A 22797-nucleotide genomic window follows, 5' to 3' on the forward strand; every position below is an offset into this window, starting at 1 on the left:
ATGCTTCAGGAGTGTATAGACATAAAAAACCATCCAGTAAAAGAGCTACAAGTTTCTGTTCAAAATTATTTGAATACAATTCAAAATTTACCAAAAGGCACTATTTTTAATCCTAGTCATTGTGATAAGAAACTTTCGGGTTTTATAGGTATTAAAAGAAAGACTAAAAGTAAAAACACAAGAGATTTAATTGAAGAATTTCAAGAGTCATTTCTAAATTTAAATCAGGGAGATCGAAATCGGTTCATCCTAATATTTAATCAAACTAATGATGTAAGAACTCAATTTGCAAATCCAAATACAGCTATAAGATTGCCTAATTATCCAAATGGTCTAAAGAAATCTTCAAAAGCTTTGTTTTTAAATCTATATGAAAAAATTTTAAATAAATATGGGATAAAAGATCATTATAAAAAGGTTTATAAAGAGAAGAGAGATTCTTGGTGTCCATTCTGTGGAATGGAAAAGTTTATTTCATTTAATAGATTTAAACAAGACTATGATCATTTACTATACAAGGCAGTTTATCCAGTTGCATCCATAAACATGTATAATTTGGTACCAATGGGTATTAAATGTAATCGCATTCATAAAAAAACAAAAGATCTACTAATGGATGACAAAGGGAATTACAGGTCAGCTGTAAACCCCTATTTTGATATAATTCAACCTCGTTTTGACCTAAAAGGTAGTAATATGTCAAGTGATCCATTAAAAAGGATTTGGAAAGTAAATATCACGCCCAATTCAACTGAAGTCAAAACTTGGGATAATGTTTTTGATATTACTGCTAGGTGTAAAGAAGATTTTTTGGAAAAAATAGATAAATCAAAACATGAAACTGAGTGTGATAAATTAATTAATGCATTTAGAATTGACAAAGCGAATAGGGTTCTTTTTGAGAAAGAAAGTGGTATTTATGTAAAATGGAATTTAAAAAGATTAGAAGCTGAAATTAAGTTGAAAAGAATGAGTTTTAACACCAATTATTACCATGAATACAACTTTATAAAGTACGCTGTATTTGATTTTCTATTGACAGATGAATGCTTGAATTATCGGAAAGCAATTTTAAAAATGATAATTTAATATTAAATAAAATGAGTATGAATTGGCTTTCTTCAGTAACAAATATTAGTGTTTTAATATCTTCGTTAGGCGACTTAGTTAAGAAAAATCGCGCTACAAAAGACATGCTTCTTAGAGAGTTAAAATTAAACTTAAAAGCTTTTGAGACAGCACAAAAAAGTAAAAAAATTGATAATGATAAGCTATTATCCTTACTAGAAAATGAAAAGATTAAGCAAGCTAGAGAATCCAGTTTTAGGTTCAAAACTATTAAAGCAGGTAATATCCAAGAAAAGCATATAGCCGACAAAAGAAACAAAAAATATATTGGAAAAGATTGCCAGTGGTTATTTAAAAACACTTCATTAACCCCTCTTTTACCGAATAAAGAGATCGAAGAGCTGTCAAAAAAGAGCTACGATCAAATTCTTGATGAAATTGATAATTACGGGGAGTCTCATTCTAAAACAATGTTATATAAAAGGTTAATTGAATTAGACAACAAATGATAACTGAAATAAATCAAGTTGATTCGAATTTAAAAAGAATCGAAGAAATCCCTGATACTTTTTTTAAAGAAGTCCCTAATTATTCTATTTTCGGCTACGAATTGTTACCTGATTGGTTCAAGGATAAATATGGAAATAGACAGGATGGATTATATAAAAAGGCAAAGCTATTTTTTATTGAAATTAAAAAATCGAAAAAAGAAGAAGATATAATTGCTGGATATACAAATTCTAAAAATATATCAGAACACTGTAAGGATGTTAACTCTACTTTATTTTACTGTGAAAAAATAGATCCAAATTTATTTGATACAGCGAAAAATTTTTTCATAGCATTGTACAGTTCTTTAGACTCTGATTGGTTAAATAAATGTACTGAGACAAAAGTACTTGAGTATTTAAAGAGTTTCAAAAGAATAAATAGGTTACATATTTGCCCCGTATGCCACAACGAACCATTTAAGTCAAACAAATACGAAAATAGAGGTGCTTTAGATCATTGGTTGTGTAAATCCAAATACCCATTAACATCTGTTCACTTCAATAATTTAATTCCCTTAGGTGATGGTTGTAACTGCTCTAAAGTCAAAGGTGAAAAGGAGATAATTTGGACGGATGACAAAAGATCAAAAAGGCAAAGTTTTATGCATCCATATAGTTGGAACGGAGAACTTGAAATTAGTCTAATATGCCTCAGGGAACCTACCCCTAAAGTTGATGATTTTGGAGATTGGAAATTTAATTTTAAAGGACAAGATGCTAACCATCAAGATTTAATTGATAAATGGAATAATTTTTTCAAAATTAGTGATAGGTGGATAGAAGAAACTTTAATTCCATTTATTGAAAATTGGACAGGTCTTTTTTATGATTATATTCTAGCAGAAGAAATTATAGATATTGATAACGATTATGATCAGGCTTTAAAATCGTTTAAAAACTCCATCATAGGTTTTTATTTAATACCTTATGCTAGAGTACATTGGTTTTTTTTAGACTTTATAATTAATAAAGCATCAGTATCGCTTTATGACTCATACAAAACTGAATTAATGAAATTATCAACTTTATAATTATAAAATCGATAAACTATCTTATTGTGAAATGGTAAAGCAAAATATTAGGATAAGATAAACAAGAAATATAATTAGAAGAAATTGCTAATGTTTCAATAAAATCTAAAAATTTAGTATTAAAAATGGTATTTTGGAATAAGCGATTAAGTAAGTGAAATTTACAACTATGAATAGATTAAATTATTTCAACCCTTATATTAATAAAACAAATAATCACGAAGATAGATTAACAAGAGCTTTTTTAGTTTTATTAAGGTATTCACCATCTTCATTTAGTTTTTTTTATGAAGCAATAAAACAACGCTCTAAGTTTAGAGAAGAGCTTCCAAATTTATATTCTTTAATTAATAAGAATATCGAGATTCAAACACAAGTAAGTAGTGCTAAATTTGAGACAGTTAAGTTGTTATCAATACTTATTACAAATGATTATTATACAGATGACATATTAATAAAACCGAGTTGTAGAACGGCAACTTATGATGGCGTAATTACTTTAGGGGATAATCTTACAATTATTATTGAAACTAAACCAGATAGGAATAATGTTTGGCAAGATCAGCTTTGTCCATCAAAGGAAAATTTAAGTGATGACATTGAAATTATTTCTATGCCTGTCGTTATTATGTGGAGCAGTATCATAACTTGGTTAAATGAGTTTGCATTTTCAAATCAACATAATTATTCGGAAAGGCTTATAGTTGAAGATTTTTTATCTTTTGTTAATGAGAATTACAGTTATTTAAATCCATTTGATAGATTTGATCTTTGTAAGGGAAATCACTCCTTAATTTTAAAGAGAATTAGTACAATATTAAAATTCATTGTTAAAGACGAAGATAAAGTTAAATATCATCAAGGGTGGGGTTTTTATATTGAGTTGCCTTATAATTCTATTAGAAAAATTGGTTTAATTTTTCATCCTAAAGAAAATTGTTTAAAATTGAGCCTTTATTTTGCTGACACCCAGGGTCAAGCTAGAGGGTTGTATCCTGTAAATATTGATATCAATGAATTTGAAAAGGAGGGTTGGATAATTCATCCTAATTTTCATTTTGGATTTATGACTTCAAATATAATATGGTTTTCTTCAAATGACATTAGAAAGTACATTGATTATTGGAATCAAAATACTGAAAAACTAAGGCAAATACCAAATCACATTGAGCTAAAGAAGTTTGTAAGAGAACTTGTAATAGAAGACGTTATTAATAATGATGATGAAGGTTTAAAAAATAAAATATACAATAGTAAAATGGAAAAAATAAATGTATGTCCTGGTTTAGCATTCATTTATGAAATACCATTAAAACGGGCTGAAGAGTTAGATCAAAAAGGTGAATTATCAGACTTGATAAAAAATAAGATTGATTTTTGTTTAAAGAATGTAATAAGTAGAAATTCTGTTGAACTATTAAATGGTTAATTTTTATAAATATAAGTCCTCAATAATCAATTGAAATTCATTAAAAAAATTGACTCTAGTTTCCAATTCATAAAATTAAAATAATTACTAATTAATATCTTGAATTTAATGGATTTATGTAATGTTAAAAAAGTTAGCTTATACAAAGCAAATCTGCACAAGTACTTTGATCCTGAAATAAATTATGATGATAAGATAATTTCACATGAAGAATTTGTTTTATTTTATGAATATCCAGATGGAGAGAATGATTTGATTTATCTTTTCGATCTTGAAAATAAAAAGATACTTAAGGAATTTAAAAATATAAAAGAGGTTGACTTAAGGCTGTTTCAAAATCTGGAATACATAGAATTTGGAGGTTTATCATGTCAATTAGCAGAATTTGAAATTCCACGATCAGTTTCATCCGTAAAAATTACAGCATACGATGATTTTTTGGATATTATAAAAAATAATGACTTATTATTTAAAAGGTTTATAGAATTAAATGCAAGAATAGAAGAGTCAAAATTCGTTTTCCATTCTAGTGAGAATAAGCAAAAAATCACTAATTTTTTGAACATTCATAATAAATTTACAGAAGAACTTAAGCAAGAAAAAATTGATACAGGTATTGGTGAGTTTTTAAAGAAAATAATTACATCAAATGTAACTAGTTTAGAAATTCAATCATTGTATCTAACAGATAATGATTTAAACGTAATTTCTTTTTCGGAAGGCATTACGGACCTTTCATTAATTAATAATTACAACAAAGTCATTACCAATTTACCAATAAGTTTGGAAAAACTAAAAATTCAATTTTTGTATCCAATGAAAGTAGAGGACATTAATCTTAGTAATTTGAATTTGTTATTGTTGGATTTGGATAATAATGCGATAAATGTTCAAGAAGCTATTAACGGATTAGCGAAGCACACTAAAAACTTATTGTTAAGTAATAACGATACAGAGCATTTTCGTATTAGCCATATTCCATTGAGGTTAAAAGGTCTTGCACTAGACAATAATTTTTTAAAGTCATTCTTCCTGCTTCCAGATAAAAATTATATTAATAATTCTTTAACTTCTTTAGATCTAGATAATTCTGGATTCGAATTTACCTCGAGAAACTGGAATATACTTAGTAATAGCTTCCCTAGATTAAAGGAATTATATTTAAATAACAAAAGAATCTCAATTGAAGAAATATTTAAATTTTTGAATGAGAGTGAAATAAATAAATCTTGCTCCCAATCAGATGTTATCAACAAAGTATCAAATCTAACTTTTGATAATGATAAAATATATTTAAAGTGGTTTGCTGAATTTCTGCCAGTTATCCCAATTATGAGAGAGATTAAATTACAATTTCAAATGTTGTGGCAGGAGATGGATAATGTTGAATTGTTTAATTATGGTATAAGTTGTGATTTGAAACATAAAAATTATTCAATTCTAATTTATGGAGACCCCAATTTGGAAACAATAATTTTAGAACTTAGCACGAATGATTATAAATACCTTTACTTATATTTTTATAAAATAATTCCTGAGATTAATAAGATAATTTTTAAACATCAAAAGGTTCCATTGCCAGCACAATTAATTTTTCCAAAAACAAAAGATATTAAAAGAATTAATAAAGCATATAAAAGGGATTTTATTAATTTTTATAATAGAATTTATAGTTTTGATATTGATAAGTCCTCGAAGCCATATCATTTTATTAAGGTGGAAGGAAAATGCTCTAAAATATTGATACAGCATTCTCATGGGAGAAATGATTTATTTGAGGATGTAAGTAAAATCGCCTTTTTTTTACATTTAGCAAAAGCTACATACCCTGTTCTTATTTCAGAAAACGGAAAATTGAAAAACACTAACTTATCAAATGAAAATTTTAAAATTAATCATAATAAAGAAGTTTTAGAAGAAATTCGATTGAAATTATCAAACAAATATTTGGGGGAATTTGGTTTTAGAAATTTTTTTATAAAAATTCATTCGCCTAAAAAAGCAAAATCCAGTGTTTCACCACTAAGGCTGTCTTATAACCCTTCTATATTCCATGTTAAAAATGATAAACTAGTTTGTTATAATAAATTGGTTAACTACAATACAACTCCAGTTGAAATTTGTGGGGATAGTAAGGATTATAAAATTGTTATAGAAAAGGGGGTCCTTTTGGTAAAGAATTTAATATAGTCCGTTCTTTCTTTAAGAATTTTTAAATATTACAAAGTCTTTTCTGCACAGATTGGTTTTTAACTATTCGCAATTACGTTTTAGTTTTGACCTGTATTTGGTAACTAAGCTAATACTTAAAATTAAAAAACATGAAAGATTTTAATGAAGAATTTCAAAACGGGCAAAATGATTTTAGTCAAAACGATTTAAAAAGAATTTTAGAAAAAAGTGAAGAACTAAATTCTAAATTTAAAGAAGAAGGAAAACTTCGTAAATTTTACAAAAAATTTAAACTTTTTATTTCAATGTTAAAAGATTATATTTCTGGATCTTACACAGAGGTTCCTTGGTATGTAATTACTGTAATTGGGTCTACCTTTTTATATGTAATTAACCCAATTGATCTCATTCCAGATTTTTTACCATTTATTGGTTATGTTGATGATGCTGCTATTATGGCAATATGCGTTAGCTTTGTTAATGAAGAAATTCAAGCCTATGAAAAATGGAAAATTAGAGCTAATTAACACCCTATATATTGTTAATGGAAAATCTTTTGGTTGTAGATTGTAAAATTAAAATTGGTTAATGTTAGTGTTTCACCCAATTTTTAGCTAAAAAATTGGCACTTAAAAAAATGTAAAACACTACATACCAACCATACAAACCATTTAAAAGCACCTATTCGAGGCACTTATAAAACCTGATAACCTTTTTTTATCAGGTTTTTTTTAACCTCTCTAAAAATTAAAATTGAGCTATTTTTCATACTAATTACATTCTATAAACGTATTTTTAAAATTTATTCATTAATAAAAATATGCTCTTTATGATAATCAAAATTACTCTTCTCAATTGTATGGTTTTTATGAAGGCTTAAACTACCTTCAATACCAACCAGAGATAAATCGTTCTCAATTGCAAAAACACCTTTATCAAACATCACATGATGGTTTGGACATAAACAAATTAAATTTCCTGGTTGATCGTTTCCATTATGAGGTTTCCCTAAAGGTTTAATGTGAGCTGCTTCTGCATACCTAGCGCCTCTTACAGAAATTGTTGTACCACAAATTTGGCATTCGTAATTATATAACTTCTTTATCTCTTTAGAAAGTTTAGTATCTCTTACAATTCTTAAAACTTCAGTTGCTATTCTTTTTGAATTTTCATTGCCAAGTGGTAATTCTTTTTTTACCAGATTTTGCCAAGTTTCAGATGGTGAAACTTTCTCTAGCTTATACCTACATATTACAAAACCATTTTTCCCTTTTTCTTCAAAATGATCTGTTACATAGTACAAACCACCATATACATATCCTTCTTTTGGGCTAAATTTAGATTTATGTTTAAAGCCTCTAGTAACTCTAATTGGCAATCCTTGCATTTCACTTACAATAAGTGCTTTATTCCCTGTTGCATCCCAACTTTGATCCTTTATTTGTTTTTTGGAACTAGGATCATTCCCTCCGTGACCTGTATATATAATTTCGTCTCCAAGATCTAAATCATCCACATAACCTCCGTTAAGCACTATGGATGGCGCACCTACTCGCGGATTACCGTCAATCCCTGCAACTGGAGCCAAATGAATACCAGCATCTCTTAAAGCCTGCCTATTTACGAATTTATCACCTTCTTTTACATTTTCTATATTTCCAAATTGATAATCAGCCATAATTACAAGTTTTTACATCCTGCATCAAGTAAAACTTGATAAGTATTATTTAGTATATTTTCATTAGGAACAAATATTATTAAACCATCTCGTCCTCTTGTTAAAAGGACTCTATAACTATTCATTCTTAACTTATTTGAATTTTTCGCCTTCTTATTTGGAACCCTATCAATCCAACCATTATTATAAACCCAATCACCCTCCCAAGCTAGTATTGGCATATCCAATTCTAAACCCTGACAGCCGAACTCAGTAACAACACTTGTTAAATTACGACAATAAAAAGGACAACCTGATTCAACGTAATATTGTGATACTGAAAATATTTTCGAAGAATTATAGTCATTTTTCACTCCGTACTTAGGCAAGATTTTACTTTTTGAACTTGAAATTAAACCAAATGTTTTATTAGGTTCTTTGTCATATTTTAATTTGACATAAGATTTAGCCTTTTCAAGTTCCCTAGTAACATAAATAGGATAACCTTCTTCAAACAATTTACTAGCTAAACTTTTTGATGTTACAAAATTACCTTCAAGCAAATTTTCAACCCAACTTTGTAAGGTGAGTGCTTGATGTGTTCTTAAGGACTTTGTTAAATTAAACTCCTTTACAATTTCAACATTTGATTTTTGAAAATTATTTTGCAGTTTTTCAGGGCAATGAATAGTCCAATTTACTTTTGATTGTTCTACTGCGTCAGACCATAACCCAATGCCACTCTCTTCTCCTAAATATATTTCCTGCCCCTCTCCTATTAAACCAACTAATAAACAATGATTTTTTCTATTTCCAATATTTATAAAATCGGTTGGTTCAGCATTTTTACTATCCCTACGAGAATTAGAAACTTTTTCAGAATCCCAAGCTCGTTGAGCCTCATCATAAATAATAACATTTTCAGAAGGATTTTTATCAGAGTGAGCATATTGCTTTAAAAACCCATGTACAGATTGTACAAAATGATTATTACCTAAACTAAATTGTAATACTTTCACCAATGGCCCATTTCCAGATAAAAACACACCAGTTTGTATCTTATTTTGAACATACTTTTCGAATACAAATTGTAATCCAACAAGCGTTTTTCCAGCTCCAGGGACACCTGTTATCAATGCTAAATTATGAGTTTTTTCTAAATTTGATTTTTGAATAATTTGATCTAATTTTTCTAAAACCAAAGGAATACCTATGCTTTGTGCTCTTTTAATTTGAGGAAATTCATTTTCTTTAAATAATAACTGAGCAGATTGAATTAATGAAGGTAATGGTGCATATTCACTTTCAAACCAAGCATTAATATTCTTGAATCTGGTTTCAGTCAAACTTTCTAAAAAAAGATGTAAATTATCTCTAGATATTATCTGAACTTCATCAGATATATGGTTTACTTCTGTTGCAGCTGCTAACACTAAGACAGGAATAACATTTAATTTATGTGATTGCTCATGATAGTTTCTTAAATCTCTAGCGTAGTGTTTAGCCTGATCAATTTGCGCTTGATTTTCTAGAGAATATCCTTTAAATTCTAATACAATTAAATTATTACCACTTAATAGCAAAACATCAGGACGACGCCCTCTTTCTCTTGGCAATTCATATTCAAATATTACAAAAACATTTTCAGCTAAATCTCGGCTTAAATCAAGTTTAGTAAACTCTTCTATTAAAATATTATAACAATCAAACCAAGCCTTTCTTTGAGAGTAACTGGCTGGTTCATCCATACAATCAATATGATGTTCTTTCAACAAACTACCCCAGGTACTTACATCAACTTTTAAAAAAGAATAAATGGAATAAACAGTTCTTTGAAATTTCTTATTCATTGTTTAAAGCTTTAACAAATGGAATATCAGCAGGTGCTAATTTATAATTTTCAAGATCTGATACTTCGGACCACTCAAAAAGATCATGATCATTCAATTGAATTTTTCCAGAAATTAATTCACACAAATAAGCCTTTAAAATTATTTTTTTATCAGAATAAATATGTTCATTTTCCATAAAAAAAGATCGAACATTTATTTCTAGTCCTAATTCTTCCATTATCTCGCGCTTTAAACAATCTTCAGGTGTTTCACCTTCTTCTATTTTTCCACCCGGAAATTCCCAATAACCTGAAAGGTGTTTATTAGGAGCACGCCGAGCAATTAAGATCTTATTTCCTTTTTGAATTATGGCAGCAGTAACAATGTAAGTTGGAAAATTAGTTTTCAATTTATATTAAAGGAGGTTTAATTATAAAAAACATGAATAAATTTTTAAAAGAATTATACTCAAATATAATAATTTCTAATTGTTTAAATTATGTTATCTATTATTAAATAGACTTTAATTAATTCTAATATATAAATATTAAAATTTGTAATATTGGTGATTTTTTTGTGCAAATTATGTGCAAATGGTTTTTTGAAGAAATTACAAAACGTCCTAAAACAAAAATAACTCACTGAAAAACAGTGAGTTATTAAGTGATCGCGATAGGATTCGAACCTATGACCGTCTGCTTAGAAGGCAGATGCTCTATCCAGCTGAGCTACGCGACCATTAGGATTATATAATAATCCAAATAGATATTGTCGGGGTGGCAGGATTCGAACCTGCGGCCTCCACGTCCCAAACGTGGCGCGATAACCGGGCTACGCTACACCCCGAATGGTTATCTTTATTCTGCGGAGAGACGGGGATTCGAACCCCGGGTACCCGGTTAGAGTACGCTTGTTTAGCAAACAAGTCCTTTCGGCCACTCAGGCACCTCTCCAAAAATATGTTTATGAACCTATTTTTGCGAGTGCAAATATAGATTTCAAATTGCATTTACACAACATTTTTTTCACTTTTTTTTACTTTTTTTTTTACTTAATTACTCAGGGTACTCAATTCTAACATGATAGATGTTTTTTAATTTCTTTTTTAACACCTTTTTTATTATCTGTAACTCCTTAAAAGTAATATCTGCGTTCATAAATTGCCCATCTTCCATTTGCTTATTCACAATTTTTTCAACCAAAGTATCAAAAGCTTGGGCGCTAGGTTCTTTAATACTTTTAGAAGCGGCTTCAACAGAGTCACACATCATTAATATAGCAGTTTCTTTAGAAAATGGAATTGGTCCTGGGTATTGAAAATATTTAGCCTCTACCTCTCCTCCAATAAGTTTTTCTTCTTGCTTATAAAAATAATATACTAATGATGTACCATGATGAGTTCTTATAAAATCAGTTATCCTATCTGGTAATCTATTTTTCTTAGCCAATTCAACTCCATCAATAATATGATTAATTATTATTTGTGCACTATCTCTAGGCGTTAATTCATTATGTGGATTTACATTTGTAGATTGATTTTCTGTAAAATACATTGGGTTTGCCATTTTCCCAATATCATGATACAATGCTCCTGTTCTTACTAACATTGAATTTGCATTAATCTCATTGGCTGCTGCCTCGGCTAAATTTGCAACTTGTAATGAATGTTGAAAGGTTCCAGGGGCCTTTTCTGATAATTCTCTTAATAGTTTAGAATTTGTATTTGAAAGCTCTTTTAATGATTCATCAGAAACAAGTCCAAATAGTTTTTCAAAAACATATATTAAGGGTAAAACAAATAATGTAGCACCTCCGTTAATTGTAAAATATATATATTTTTCCCAATCTAAATTTTGGGCATTTCCTTCCTGAATAATTGCAAATGCAAAATATGCTATGAAATAAACAAACGTAATTTGAAATACTGAAATAAATAAATTAGCACGTTTATACAATTCAGAAATTGTTAAAATTGTTACAATCCCTGCTATTATTTGTAAAAAGATAAATTCAAAACTATTGGGTACAATAAAACCTAAAAGTAATACTGTAAGAACGTGTGTAAAAAGACCTAAACGGGCATCAAAAAAGGCTTTTAAAACTAAAGGTAGTATTACAATTGGAGCTATGTAAATGTATTTTGCATCATATTTAACTATTAATGTAATTAGCAATACAATTAATATAATGTTAAAAAATATGAATGTTACTTTAGTGTTATTCTCAAAAATATCTTGTCTATATTTTCTTAAAAATAGTAACAGCATTAAAAATGCCAATGCCACTAATAATGTATAACCAAAAACAATCCAATTATAATTTGATTTACTCCAAACCTGCGATTCAAATTCACTTTTTATTGAATTTAATTTTATTAATTTATCACCTTCAACAATATCTCCTTTAAATATAATTCTCTCATTTTCAGATACAAGCCCTTTTGTATAAGAAATTTTATCCAAATTTTCTTGTAATACTCTATCTGTAAAATCAGCATCAAAAGTCACATTAGGTTTTAACTCATCATACAAAATATTCATTATTGCATTTTCCTCGCCAAAATAAGGTAAAATACCTATTTTAGAATTTATAAAGTTTAAAATTTGTGACGCTTTAAAAAGCTTATTTAATTCTACTTCAATCCCTTTTTGTCCTTTTCGAAGAGTTATTAAATTATAACCTTCGTTTACTTCTGCACTAACATTTAAATAACCGTATTCATAAATACTTGCCACAACATCATCAACCAAATAATTAAGTTTGTTTTTCTGTTCTTCACTTAAAGTTGAATTAGATAATAAAGTATTAACTTTTTCTTTTATTGCCGCTTTAACAGTGGTTACAACACCTTCATCATAATTATAAAAATGTTTAGATGCTTTAGTTATTTGTTGCTTTTCTAATGTAATTTCATCTTCTGATTTTTGAATAGCAAAATCAAAGGGTGCATAATAGTTTTCAAATTCCCAAGGTTTTCCTTTTTGAAATTCATACTTAAACTGTCCTCCCTTAGGAAATAAATAAACTACTAAAACAATAGTACCTATGTATAAAAACAGTTTATATAAAAACGAATGATTTGCAAGTAATTTATTTATAATGTTTTTCACGAAGTTTGCTTTAGCACTTCAAAAATAGTAATTATTATTACAATAGTATTTCCTTCATTCTATTTTTTATAATTTTCTCTATTGTAATAATTTACAAAAGCCGTTTCAATAATAATTCAACATACTTTTACAAACTAAACTTTAAAACAAAAAGATTGTATAAATTTGATTAAATTCGCAATTAGTAATTAAAAAAATCATGAAAGAAGTTGTAATTGTATCTGTTGCTAGGACACCAATTGGAAGCTTTTTAGGAAGTTTATCCAATATTTCGGCTACCAAACTTGGAGCCACTGCAATAAAAGGTGCCTTAGATAAAATTAGTTTGGATCCTAACTCTGTTGATGAAGTTTATATGGGAAATGTAATTTCAGCAGGATTAAAACAAGCACCGGCTAAACAAGCTGCTATTTATGCTGGAATTCCAGATACTGTGCCTTGTACTGCTATTAACAAAGTATGTGCTTCAGGTATGAAATCAATTATGTTAGCTAGTCAATCAATTGCAATTGGTGATGCTGATATTATTATTGCTGGAGGAATGGAAAGTATGAGTAACATACCACATTATTTATCTGGAAGAAAAAGCACAAAATTTGGCAACATTAATGTCTCCGATGGACTTTTAGTAGATGGTTTAACTGATGTTTATGACCAAAAACATATGGGAACTTGTGGTGATTTATGTGCTTTAGAATACAATTTCACAAGAGAAGATCAAGATAATTTTGCTATTGAATCTTACAAAAGATCTGCAAATGCCTGGAAAAACAACTTATTTAAAGATGAAATTGTTCCTGTAGAAATTCCTCAAAGAAAAGGTGATCCAATTCTTTTTTCTGAAGATGAAGAATATAAAATTTTTAATGAAGAGAAAATCCCTTTTTTAAAACCTGTATTTAGTAAAGATGGTACAGTAACAGCTGCTAATGCTTCAACTTTAAATGATGGAGCCGCAGCATTAGTATTAATGAGTTTAGATAAAGCAACCGAATTAAATTTAAAACCAATAGCTAAAATTAGAGGCTATGCTGATGCATCTCAAGAACCGAAATGGTTTACCACCGCACCTGCTAAAGCGTTACCAAAGGCCCTTAAAAAAGCCGGAGTATCAATAAATGAAGTTGATTACTTTGAGTTAAACGAAGCTTTTTCTGTTGTTGGATTGGCAAATATTAAACTACTTGGTTTAAATTCTAAAAAAGTAAATGTAAATGGTGGTGCCGTTTCTTTAGGTCATCCATTAGGAATGTCTGGAGCTAGAATTGTTATTGCTCTAACATCAATATTAAATCAAAATAATGCGAAAATTGGAGCTGCAGGAATATGTAATGGAGGTGGCGGTGCTAGTGCAATTGTAATTGAACGCATGTAATTTTATTTTATGCAATACGGTATTTGTAATTTAAGTATTATCCCTGTTAGAATTGAACCCAATGATGCTACAGAAATGGTTACACAGCTATTATTTGGAGAGCATTTTAAGGTTCTAGAACAGCGAAAAAAATGGAGCAAAATTAGAATTGCCTTTGATAATTATGAAGGCTGGGTAGATAATAAACAATACGAAGAAATATCTGAAGAAACTTATAATAAAATTAAAGACTCAAGCACTACTCTTGCTGGGGAGTTAATTGATTTTGCTACAGATATAAATGAAAAATTTTCAAATGTAGTAATTGGTTCGCATTTACCATTTTTTCAAAGTAAAAATCTTGTAATTAACAATACTAGTTTTCATTATGAAGGAATGGTATTCAACAGCCTACTTTCAAAAGATTCTATTGTTGAAGTTGCATTTAAATTTTTAAACACTCCATATTTATGGGGTGGAAGATCGCCTTTTGGTATAGATTGTTCAGGATTAACACAAATGGTTTATAAACTGTGTGGTTATAAATTGTTACGTGATGCTTCTCAACAAGCTACACAAGGTGAAGTTTTGAGCTTTATTGAAGAAAGTGAACCGGGAGATCTAGCTTTTTTTGACAATAGTGAAGGTGTTATTACTCATGTAGGAATTATTATGAAAGATAATTATATTATTCATGCCCATGGAAAGGTAAGAATAGATATGATTGATCATAGCGGAATATTTAATCTCGACACTCAAAAACATTCTCATAAACTTAGAGTTATTAAAAAAATAGTATAAAAAAAACCTCTCAATTTCTTGAGAGGTTTTTTTTATACTATTTTTAAGTACTATTTTAATTTTTCATACACTTCTTTAATAGCAGATAATTTATCTTGCATATCTAAGTTTTCATACAATCCCATTAAAGTTTGTACAATATTTAAATTATCAGAACTTAACTCATAAGCCTTTTCGTAATAAGGTAAAGCTTCTTTATATATCTCAAATTGTTCAGCTTGTAATTTATCATATTTAGCAAAATCTGATAAATTCTTATTCATTTCTTCAATAATTGGAGCTGCTTTATCTATAATTGCTGCACCAATATTGTTATAAGAATCAGCATAAGTTGGATTTAATTCTATAGATTTTTTGAAATATTTAATAGCTTCCTCAGTATTTCCTTGATCCATGTTCATTACCCCTACATTATAATATAAAGTAGGCTCAGTTGGATTTAAACTAATTGCTTCTTCTAATTTTTCTTTAAATTTATTATTATCTCCTGCATTATAATATAAATTAGCCTCATCAATTAGTAAAGAATAACTTTTAGGAAATTCTTTTCTACCTTCAGCAATCACTTCTAAAGCTTTTTCATTATTTTCTAATTTAGTATAATTTTGAGCTAAATTTTTGAAGATTAATTCACGTCTTGAGTCTTTAACTTCTTCTCTAGGATCTTTAGCCAAACCAAGTTTAACTTGTAAATCCATACTCTTTTTATCAGGGTAACTAACATCTTGCCCTGTTTGTTTATTAGTAGCAATATACTCAGTTGCAACACCTGTATATCCTAATTCTAAAAGTTTAGAATAAGACTTTTTAGAATTTTCATAATCTTTCCCTAAAAAATAAACTAAAGCTGCATTATCTAAAAAAGATGTATCTGAAGGACTTAAAGTATAAACTTGCTCAAATCCTTTAGCTGCTTTTACAAAATCTCCAGGTTCTTTTGATTCTGATGCTTTTTTATAATTTTCAGAAGCTCTTGTAGCTGTTTTTTGAACTAAAGCACTTTTTAAACCTTTAATTTCTTTAGAGTATTTTAGTTTATTTGTTTCTTTTTCAAATTTAATTAGATCACTAAAAGCAGAAGAAATTTCTTTAACATTTGTATTTTTTCCTCCTTCATACAAAGCCATCGCTTTTAAATAATAGAACTTAGCCTTAGTTTTTTGATCAGCATTACCAATCAACCCTTCTGCTTGTTTAATTGAAGAAATTGCAGTAGCAAAATCCGCTATTTTAATAGCCTTCTCTGCCGATTTAATTTCATTTTTTTGTCCGAAAATTGTCATGCTTATAAAAAAAGCAGACAGAATTAATAGTTGTTTTCTCATCCTTGTAAATTTATTCTTAATATATTATTCTTGATTTGTACTCTCGTCATTGTTTGTTTCAATATCTGTGCCATTCTCAATTTCCGTATCATTTTCATCCTCGTTTTCATCCTCATGCAACACTTTAGCTACAGCAGCTATTGAATCATTTCCTTTAATATTTATTAGTTTAACACCCTGAGTTGCGCGTCCCATAACTCTTAAATCTGCAATTGCCATTCTAATTGTAATACCAGATTTATTAATTATCATTAAATCATCATCATTTGTAACATTTTTAATAGCAACTAAACCTCCTGTTTTTTCTGTTACGTTTATAGTTTTTACACCTTTACCTCCACGGTTTGTAATTCTATAATCTTCTAAACTTGAACGCTTACCATAACCATTTTCTGAAACTACAAGTATATTACTATCTAAATCATTAACAGCAATCATTCCTACAACTTCGTCTTGTTCATTTGATAATCTAATACCACGAACCCCTGAAGCATTTCTACCCATTGGACGTGTTTTACTTTCTTCAAAACGAATAGATTTACCAGATTTTAAAGCAATCATAACTTGGCTATCACCATTTGTTAATTTAGCTTCTAGTAATTCATCACCTTCTTTAATAGTAATAGCATTAATACCATTAGTTCTCGGACGAGAATATTGTTCTAATGAAGTCTTTTTAACCTGACCTTTCTTAGTTGCCATTATTATATAATGATTATTCACATACTCTTCATTCTTTAAATCTTCAGTAACCAAGAAAGCTTTTACCTTATCATCCTTTTCCAGATTTATTAAATTAACAAGCGCTCTTCCTTTTGAAGTTTTACTTCCTTCTGGAATTTCATAAACACGCATCCAAAATACTTTTCCTTTCTGAGTAAAGAATAGCATATATTGATGATTTGTACCTATAAATAAATGCTCTAAGAAATCTTCATTTCTGGTTGTAACACCTTTTTGTCCACGTCCACCTCTATTTTGAACTTTATATTCATCTAAATTAGTCCGCTTTACATAACCTGCATGTGAAACTGTAACAACTACGTTAGAATTTGGAATCATATCTTCAATTGATAAATCTCCACCAGCATATTCAATTACCGATCTTCTTTCATCCCCATATTTATCTCTTATGGCAACCAATTCTTCTTTTATAATATCATACCGTCTAACTTCATTTGATAAAATATCTTTTAAATCAGCAATTAATTTAATAATTTCATCATATTCAGCTCTTAACTTATCTTGCTCAAGACCAGTTAACTGACGCAGTCTCATTTCAACAATTGCTTTTGCTTGAATTTCAGATAATTCGAATCGTTCAATTAAACTTTCTCTAGCTTCATCTGCATTAGAAGAAGCTCTAATAATTTTAATTACTTCATCAATATTATCACTTGCAATTATTAATCCTTCTAAGATATGTGCTCTTGCTTCTGCTTTTCTAAGTTCAAATTCTGTTCTTCTTACAATTACTTCATGTCTATGTTCAACAAAGTAATGGATTAACTGTTTTAGATTTAATTGCTCAGGTCTACCTTTTACTAATGCAATATTATTTACACTAAATGATGTTTGAAGTGCTGTGTATTTAAATAATTTATTTAAAACAATATTAGGAATGGCATCTCTTTTCAATATATAAACTACACGCATTCCATTTCTATCAGACTCATCTCTAATATTTGAAATACCCTCTAGTTTTTTCTCATTAACTAAATCGGCAGTTTTTTTAATCATATCTGCCTTATTAACCTGATAAGGGATTTCTGTAACAATAATGCACTCACGTCCTTTTACCTCTTCAAAAGAAGTTTTAGCACGCATTACAATTCTACCTCTACCTGTTTCAAAAGCTTCTTTTACACCATCATATCCATAAATAGTACCTCCTGTTGGAAAATCTGGAGCTGTAATATGTTGCATTAACTCTGAAATCTCGATTTCACGATTATCAATATAAGCCAATGTTCCATTTATAACTTCTGTTAAGTTATGCGGCGCCATATTTGTTGCCATACCAACTGCAATACCAGAAGCTCCATTAACTAATAAGTTAGGAATTCTTGTTGGTAAAACTGTTGGTTCTTGTAAAGTATCATCAAAGTTTAATTTATGATCTACAGTATCTTTTTCAATATCAGCAAGCATATCTTCCGATATTTTTTGCATTCGAACCTCTGTATAACGCATTGCTGCAGGGCTATCACCATCAACCGACCCAAAGTTACCTTGACCATCAACCATCATATATCGTACGCTCCAATCTTGAGCCATACGCACCATCGAGTCATACACCGAAGTATCTCCATGCGGGTGATACTTACCAAGTACTTCCCCAACAATTCTTGCCGATTTCTTATAAGATCCTGTTGCTTTAATTCCTAACTCATGCATCCCGTACAATACCCTTCTATGTACTGGTTTTAAACCATCTCGTACATCTGGTAATGCTCTTGAAACTATTACCGACATTGAATAATCAATGTACGCAGATTTCATTTCATCTTCTATGTTAATTGGAATCAGTTTTTCTCCGTCTGCCATTTGTTTTTTAATTTATTTTAGTGTCATTTTTTAACAAAGCAATATACAATTTTTCATTTTTTTAGAACTTATTTATCCAGATGTTTTTATAAAATTTATCAACATTAAAACATTATTTATCTACTTGCGTAATCTACTGATATTCAATACTTTTAAACTGACATTTAGACATACTTTTCACATAAAGATAAAACTGGTGTTGTTTTTGCAATAAAAAAAGAAAAAAATCAGTTAAATTTACAATATAAACATATACATATGGACGATAATTTCTCACCAAAAGTTAAAGATGTAATTGCCTATAGCAAAGAAGAAGCGCTAAGATTGGGTCATGATTTTATTGGCACTGAACACTTAATGTTAGGGCTAATTAGAAAAGGTAAAGGCAAAGCTATTGATATATTAAATACATTAGATATTAATTTAGATCATTTAAGAAGAAAGATTGAAGGACTTAGTCCTTTAAATCCTACAATAGAACCTACTATAGACCCAAAAAATATTCGCTTAACTAGGCAGGCTGAAAAAGCTTTAAAAACTACTTTTTTAGAAGCTAAATTGTATCACAGCCCATCAATAAACACAGCACATTTGTTACTGTGTATTTTAAGAAATGAAAACGACCCAACTACAAAATTGTTACATAATTTTGATACTAGTTATGAAGACGTTAAAACTATTTTTAAACAGCTCTTTTTAAATGAAGAAATAGATTTACCAAAAGCTGAAAGTAGATCTGACGATGATTTTGACAAACCAAAATCAAATCCTTTTGAACAACCAAAAGGAGATCAAGGGGCTCAAAAGAAGTCTAAAACTCCTGTTTTAGATAACTTTGGACGTGATTTAACGCGTATGGCAGAAGAAGGGAACCTTGACCCTGTTGTTGGTAGAAAAAAAGAAATAGAACGTGTTTCTCAAATTTTAAGTCGTAGAAAAAAGAACAATCCAATGCTTATTGGAGAACCTGGAGTTGGGAAATCTGCAATTGCAGAAGGTTTAGCTTTAAGGATAATACAAAGAAAAGTTTCAAGAATTTTATTTAATAAACGTATCGTATCACTTGATCTTGCCAGTTTAGTAGCAGGAACAAAATACCGTGGACAGTTTGAAGAGCGAATGAAAGCTTTAATGAATGAACTTGAAAAAAATGAAGATATAATTTTATTCATTGACGAAATTCATACAATTGTTGGTGCAGGTGGAGCTACTGGATCTTTAGATGCTTCTAATATGTTAAAACCAGCATTAGCTCGTGGTGAAATTCAATGTATTGGAGCCACAACTTTAGATGAATTTAGAACAAATATTGAAAAAGATGGTGCTTTAGAAAGAAGATTTCAAAAAGTAATTGTTGAGCCTACTTCTGTAGAGGAAACTATACAAATATTGCAAAATATTAAAGATAAATATGAAGACCACCATAATGTTGATTACACTGATGACGCTATTAAAGCCTGTGTTAATTTAACAAATAGATATATGACAGATAGATTTTTACCAGACAAAGCTATTGATGCTATGGATGAAGCTGGATCTAGAATTCATATTACAAACATTGTTGTTCCAAAAGAAGTTCTTCATTTAGAAAAACAATTAGAACAAGTAAAAACAGACAAAACTGCAGCTGTTAATGGCCAAAAATATGAAGAAGCTGCCAGATTACGTGATGATGAAAAAAGAATTGAAAGTTCTTTAAAGATTGAACAACAGAAATGGGAAGAATCATCTAAACTTAATAGAGAAATTGTAACTGAAGATAATGTAGCCGAAGTTGTTTCAATGATGACTGGAATTCCGGTTAATAGAGTTGCTGAAGCTGAAAGTCATAGACTTCATGATTTACCAAACCTTATAAAAGGTAAAGTTATTGGTCAAGATGAAGCTGTTTCAAAGGTTGTTAAGGCCATTCAACGTAACCGTGTTGGATTAAAAGATCCTAATAAACCAATTGGGTCATTTATTTTCTTAGGTCAAACAGGAGTAGGTAAAACACAACTTGCAAAAGTATTGGCTACCGAATTATTTGATAATGAGGATGCTTTAGTAAGAATAGACATGAGTGAGTATATGGAAAAATTTGCAATTTCTAGATTAATTGGTGCTCCTCCTGGATATGTTGGTTACGAAGAAGGTGGTCAACTTACTGAAAAAATTAGAAGAAAACCATATGCTATTGTATTATTAGATGAGATTGAAAAGGCACATCCTGATGTTTTTAATATGCTATTGCAAATTTTAGATGATGGACATATAACTGATAGTTTAGGAAGAAAAATTGATTTTAGAAATACTATTATCATTATGACATCTAATATTGGTTCTCGTCAATTAAAAGACTTTGGTACTGGTGTTGGTTTTGGAACCTCTTCTAAAAAAGATCAAGCAGATGCAAACGCTAAAAAAGTTATAGAAAATGCTCTTAAAAAATCTTTTGCACCTGAATTCTTAAATAGAATTGATGATGTAATTGTATTTAACGCTTTAGAACGTGAAGACATTCACTCTATTATTGATATTGAATTGCAAAAATTAATAAAACGTATCGAAGGACTAGGATATAATCTTAGCTTATCTTCTGATGCAAAAGATTATATTGCTAATAAAGGATTTGACAAACAATATGGGGCAAGACCTTTAAAACGTGCAATTCAAAAATATATTGAAGATGCTTTAGCCGAAGAAATTGTAAATTCAAAACTAAGTGAAGGAGATTCCATTTTTATGGAGTTAGATAAAGAAAAAGATGAATTATCAATTAAAATAAAAAAAGGAAAAAAGAAAGCTGAAAAATAAATAAATTTTAAACTTTCTAAAAAATCCTGCTAAAAATATTTTTAGCAGGATTTTTTTATTAAATCTATTATAAACGGCATTTTTTAATTCTTAACTAATAATCCTTTTAAAAAACCCAAGCCATACCCAAAAAACTGAATTATTGAAGTTAAAACACTTACAAAAGCTACCTTTAAATTTTTACTATTTAATAAAGAATCTACAAACAGTATTATAAAATAAAAAGCATAAAAATATAAAAAGAAATGGAATCCAATTAATGAACAAGCTATTGAAAAAATTAACCCTAAAACAAATAATGAAGGAAACCAATAGGTTAGTTTTGCCGTTTTTGGGTACTTTCTATTTAAAAAAGGTCTTCCATTTCCAAATGCAAAGGTTTGCTTAAAAAATTGCTTAAACGTAGATCTTCTTTTATGATAAACAAAGGCATTTTCAATAAACTGAGTTTCTAAATTATGCTCCCACAATCTAAAAGTTAAATCTATATCCTCTCCTATTTTCATTTTACTAAAACCTCTTGTAATTTTAAATGCTTTTTTTGAAATACCAAGATTAAAACTTCTAGGCTGAAATTTATCAACTGCTTTTTTACTTCCACGTATTCCTCCAGTTGTAAAAAATGAAGTCATACTGTAATTTATTGCTTTTTGAATAATTGTAAAAGAATCATGAGCTGCATCCGCACCTCCATATGCATCTGTAAAACATGTGGTAAGAGCATCTTCAACTTCAACTAAATAATTGGGTGGAATAATACAATCTGAATCAAAAATAATAAAGTAATTCCCGGAAGCTTTTTCCATTCCAAAATTTCTACTTGCTCCTGCCCCACTATTTTCTTTAAAATAGTATTGAATATTTAAGTTCTCAACATATTTTAAAACTACTTCATTTGCTCTAATTGTAGAGCCATCCTCAACTACAATAATTTCAAAAGAATTAGAATAAGTTTGCTTCATTAAACTAGACAATAACTCATCAATTTCATTTGGTCTATTATAAACAGGAATAATTATTGAAAATTGAAACTTCACAAAATTTAATTTTTAGTAGGTCAAATTTAATTTTTTTAATTTTAAATAACACGCTTTAACTTTAGATTTTAAAGGCTGTTTTTATTT

General features: G+C 28.9%; 16 protein-coding genes and 3 tRNA genes. 9 read left to right on the top strand and 10 right to left on the bottom strand.

Annotated features, from left to right (window positions below; genetic code table 11):
* From DAD81_RS15160 to DAD81_RS15185, 6 genes are all read left to right on the top strand, one after another.
* Nucleotides 1–1089, top strand: coding sequence for a hypothetical protein (locus DAD81_RS15160; RefSeq protein WP_111709142.1), 1089 nt, complete (start codon nt 1–3; stop codon nt 1087–1089).
* Between the two features lie 11 nt (nt 1090–1100).
* Nucleotides 1101–1577 (top strand): hypothetical protein, encoded by a 477-nt coding sequence (locus DAD81_RS15165; protein WP_157961157.1) that lies wholly within the window; start codon nt 1101–1103, stop codon nt 1575–1577.
* Nucleotides 1574–2650 (top strand): hypothetical protein, encoded by a 1077-nt coding sequence (locus DAD81_RS15170; protein WP_111709145.1) that lies wholly within the window; start codon nt 1574–1576, stop codon nt 2648–2650. The genes DAD81_RS15165 and DAD81_RS15170 overlap by 4 nt, the downstream gene beginning before the upstream one ends.
* Before the next feature lie 169 nt (nt 2651–2819).
* Nucleotides 2820–4079, top strand: coding sequence for a hypothetical protein (locus tag DAD81_RS15175; protein ID WP_111709147.1), 1260 nt, complete (start codon nt 2820–2822; stop codon nt 4077–4079).
* Nucleotides 4080–4187: 108 nt separating this feature from the next.
* A complete protein-coding gene (locus tag DAD81_RS15180; protein WP_111709149.1) occupies nt 4188–6269 on the top strand; it encodes a hypothetical protein in 2082 nt (693 codons plus the stop codon).
* 131 nt (nt 6270–6400) lie between these two features.
* Nucleotides 6401–6778: a YkvA family protein gene (locus tag DAD81_RS15185; protein ID WP_111709151.1), complete on the top strand. Its 378-nt coding sequence runs from the start codon at nt 6401–6403 to the stop codon at nt 6776–6778.
* A 275-nt stretch (nt 6779–7053) separates the two neighbouring features.
* Here the strand turns inward: DAD81_RS15185 and DAD81_RS15190 are convergent, their stop codons facing one another.
* From DAD81_RS15190 to DAD81_RS15220, 7 genes are all read right to left on the bottom strand, one after another.
* Nucleotides 7054–7929, bottom strand: a complete 876-nt coding sequence (locus DAD81_RS15190; RefSeq protein ID WP_111709153.1) for a YDG/SRA domain-containing protein — start codon at nt 7927–7929, stop codon at nt 7054–7056.
* Nucleotides 7930–7931: 2 nt separating this feature from the next.
* A complete protein-coding gene (locus DAD81_RS15195) occupies nt 7932–9758 on the bottom strand; it encodes a DNA/RNA helicase domain-containing protein (protein ID WP_111709154.1) in 1827 nt (608 codons plus the stop codon).
* The gene (gene mutT, locus DAD81_RS15200) at nt 9751–10149 is read right to left on the bottom strand and encodes an 8-oxo-dGTP diphosphatase MutT (protein ID WP_245949312.1); all 399 of its coding nucleotides are present in this window, start codon (nt 10147–10149) and stop codon (nt 9751–9753) included. The genes DAD81_RS15195 and mutT overlap by 8 nt, the downstream gene beginning before the upstream one ends.
* Before the next feature lie 255 nt (nt 10150–10404).
* Nucleotides 10405–10478, bottom strand: a tRNA-Arg gene (locus tag DAD81_RS15205).
* 33 nt (nt 10479–10511) lie between these two features.
* A tRNA-Pro gene (locus tag DAD81_RS15210) sits at nt 10512–10586 on the bottom strand.
* 19 nt (nt 10587–10605) lie between these two features.
* A tRNA-Ser gene (locus DAD81_RS15215) sits at nt 10606–10693 on the bottom strand.
* A gap of 102 nt (nt 10694–10795) precedes the next feature.
* Nucleotides 10796–12850, bottom strand: coding sequence for an HD family phosphohydrolase (locus DAD81_RS15220; RefSeq protein WP_111709156.1), 2055 nt, complete (start codon nt 12848–12850; stop codon nt 10796–10798).
* 199 nt (nt 12851–13049) lie between these two features.
* Here DAD81_RS15220 and DAD81_RS15225 point away from each other — a divergent pair, with 199 nt between their 5' ends.
* Complete coding sequence (locus DAD81_RS15225; protein WP_111709158.1) at nt 13050–14225, top strand: acetyl-CoA C-acyltransferase; 1176 nt, start codon at nt 13050–13052, stop codon at nt 14223–14225.
* Nucleotides 14226–14234: 9 nt separating this feature from the next.
* Complete coding sequence (locus tag DAD81_RS15230; RefSeq protein WP_111709160.1) at nt 14235–15005, top strand: C40 family peptidase; 771 nt, start codon at nt 14235–14237, stop codon at nt 15003–15005.
* 50 nt (nt 15006–15055) lie between these two features.
* Here the strand turns inward: DAD81_RS15230 and DAD81_RS15235 are convergent, their stop codons facing one another.
* Both DAD81_RS15235 and gyrA read right to left on the bottom strand, forming a co-directional pair.
* A complete protein-coding gene (locus tag DAD81_RS15235) occupies nt 15056–16330 on the bottom strand; it encodes a tetratricopeptide repeat protein (RefSeq protein ID WP_111709163.1) in 1275 nt (424 codons plus the stop codon).
* Between the two features lie 24 nt (nt 16331–16354).
* Entirely contained in the window at nt 16355–18877 is a 2523-nt protein-coding gene (gyrA, locus tag DAD81_RS15240) for a DNA gyrase subunit A (RefSeq protein ID WP_111709165.1), read from the bottom strand.
* 258 nt (nt 18878–19135) lie between these two features.
* On the opposite strand from gyrA, the gene DAD81_RS15245 reads away from it, so the two are divergent.
* Nucleotides 19136–21673 carry an ATP-dependent Clp protease ATP-binding subunit gene (locus DAD81_RS15245; protein WP_111709166.1) on the top strand — a complete coding sequence of 846 codons (2538 nt, stop codon included), beginning with the start codon at nt 19136–19138 and terminating at the stop codon, nt 21671–21673.
* A gap of 83 nt (nt 21674–21756) precedes the next feature.
* Here the strand turns inward: DAD81_RS15245 and DAD81_RS15250 are convergent, their stop codons facing one another.
* Nucleotides 21757–22710 (bottom strand): glycosyltransferase, encoded by a 954-nt coding sequence (locus DAD81_RS15250; RefSeq protein WP_111709167.1) that lies wholly within the window; start codon nt 22708–22710, stop codon nt 21757–21759.
* Nucleotides 22711–22797: the final 87 nt, after the last annotated feature.

This window comes from Lutibacter citreus (genome assembly GCF_003260195.1).
GTDB lineage: Bacteria > Bacteroidota > Bacteroidia > Flavobacteriales > Flavobacteriaceae > Lutibacter > Lutibacter citreus.

Bases quoted from the DNA above. Each gene is read 5' to 3' on its own strand.
- DAD81_RS15160 (WP_111709142.1), top strand. From the start codon at position 1: ATGCTTCAGGAGTGTATAGACATAAAAAACCATCCAGTAAAAGAGCTA.
- DAD81_RS15165 (WP_157961157.1), top strand. From the start codon at position 1,101: ATGAGTATGAATTGGCTTTCTTCAGTAACAAATATTAGTGTTTTAATA.
- DAD81_RS15170 (WP_111709145.1), top strand. From the start codon at position 1,574: ATGATAACTGAAATAAATCAAGTTGATTCGAATTTAAAAAGAATCGAA.
- DAD81_RS15175 (WP_111709147.1), top strand. From the start codon at position 2,820: ATGAATAGATTAAATTATTTCAACCCTTATATTAATAAAACAAATAAT.
- DAD81_RS15180 (WP_111709149.1), top strand. From the start codon at position 4,188: ATGGATTTATGTAATGTTAAAAAAGTTAGCTTATACAAAGCAAATCTG.
- DAD81_RS15185 (WP_111709151.1), top strand. From the start codon at position 6,401: ATGAAAGATTTTAATGAAGAATTTCAAAACGGGCAAAATGATTTTAGT.
- DAD81_RS15190 (WP_111709153.1), bottom strand. From the start codon at position 7,929: ATGGCTGATTATCAATTTGGAAATATAGAAAATGTAAAAGAAGGTGAT.
- DAD81_RS15195 (WP_111709154.1), bottom strand. From the start codon at position 9,758: ATGAATAAGAAATTTCAAAGAACTGTTTATTCCATTTATTCTTTTTTA.
- DAD81_RS15225 (WP_111709158.1), top strand. From the start codon at position 13,050: ATGAAAGAAGTTGTAATTGTATCTGTTGCTAGGACACCAATTGGAAGC.
- DAD81_RS15230 (WP_111709160.1), top strand. From the start codon at position 14,235: ATGCAATACGGTATTTGTAATTTAAGTATTATCCCTGTTAGAATTGAA.
- DAD81_RS15235 (WP_111709163.1), bottom strand. From the start codon at position 16,330: ATGAGAAAACAACTATTAATTCTGTCTGCTTTTTTTATAAGCATGACA.
- gyrA (WP_111709165.1), bottom strand. From the start codon at position 18,877: ATGGCAGACGGAGAAAAACTGATTCCAATTAACATAGAAGATGAAATG.
- DAD81_RS15245 (WP_111709166.1), top strand. From the start codon at position 19,136: ATGGACGATAATTTCTCACCAAAAGTTAAAGATGTAATTGCCTATAGC.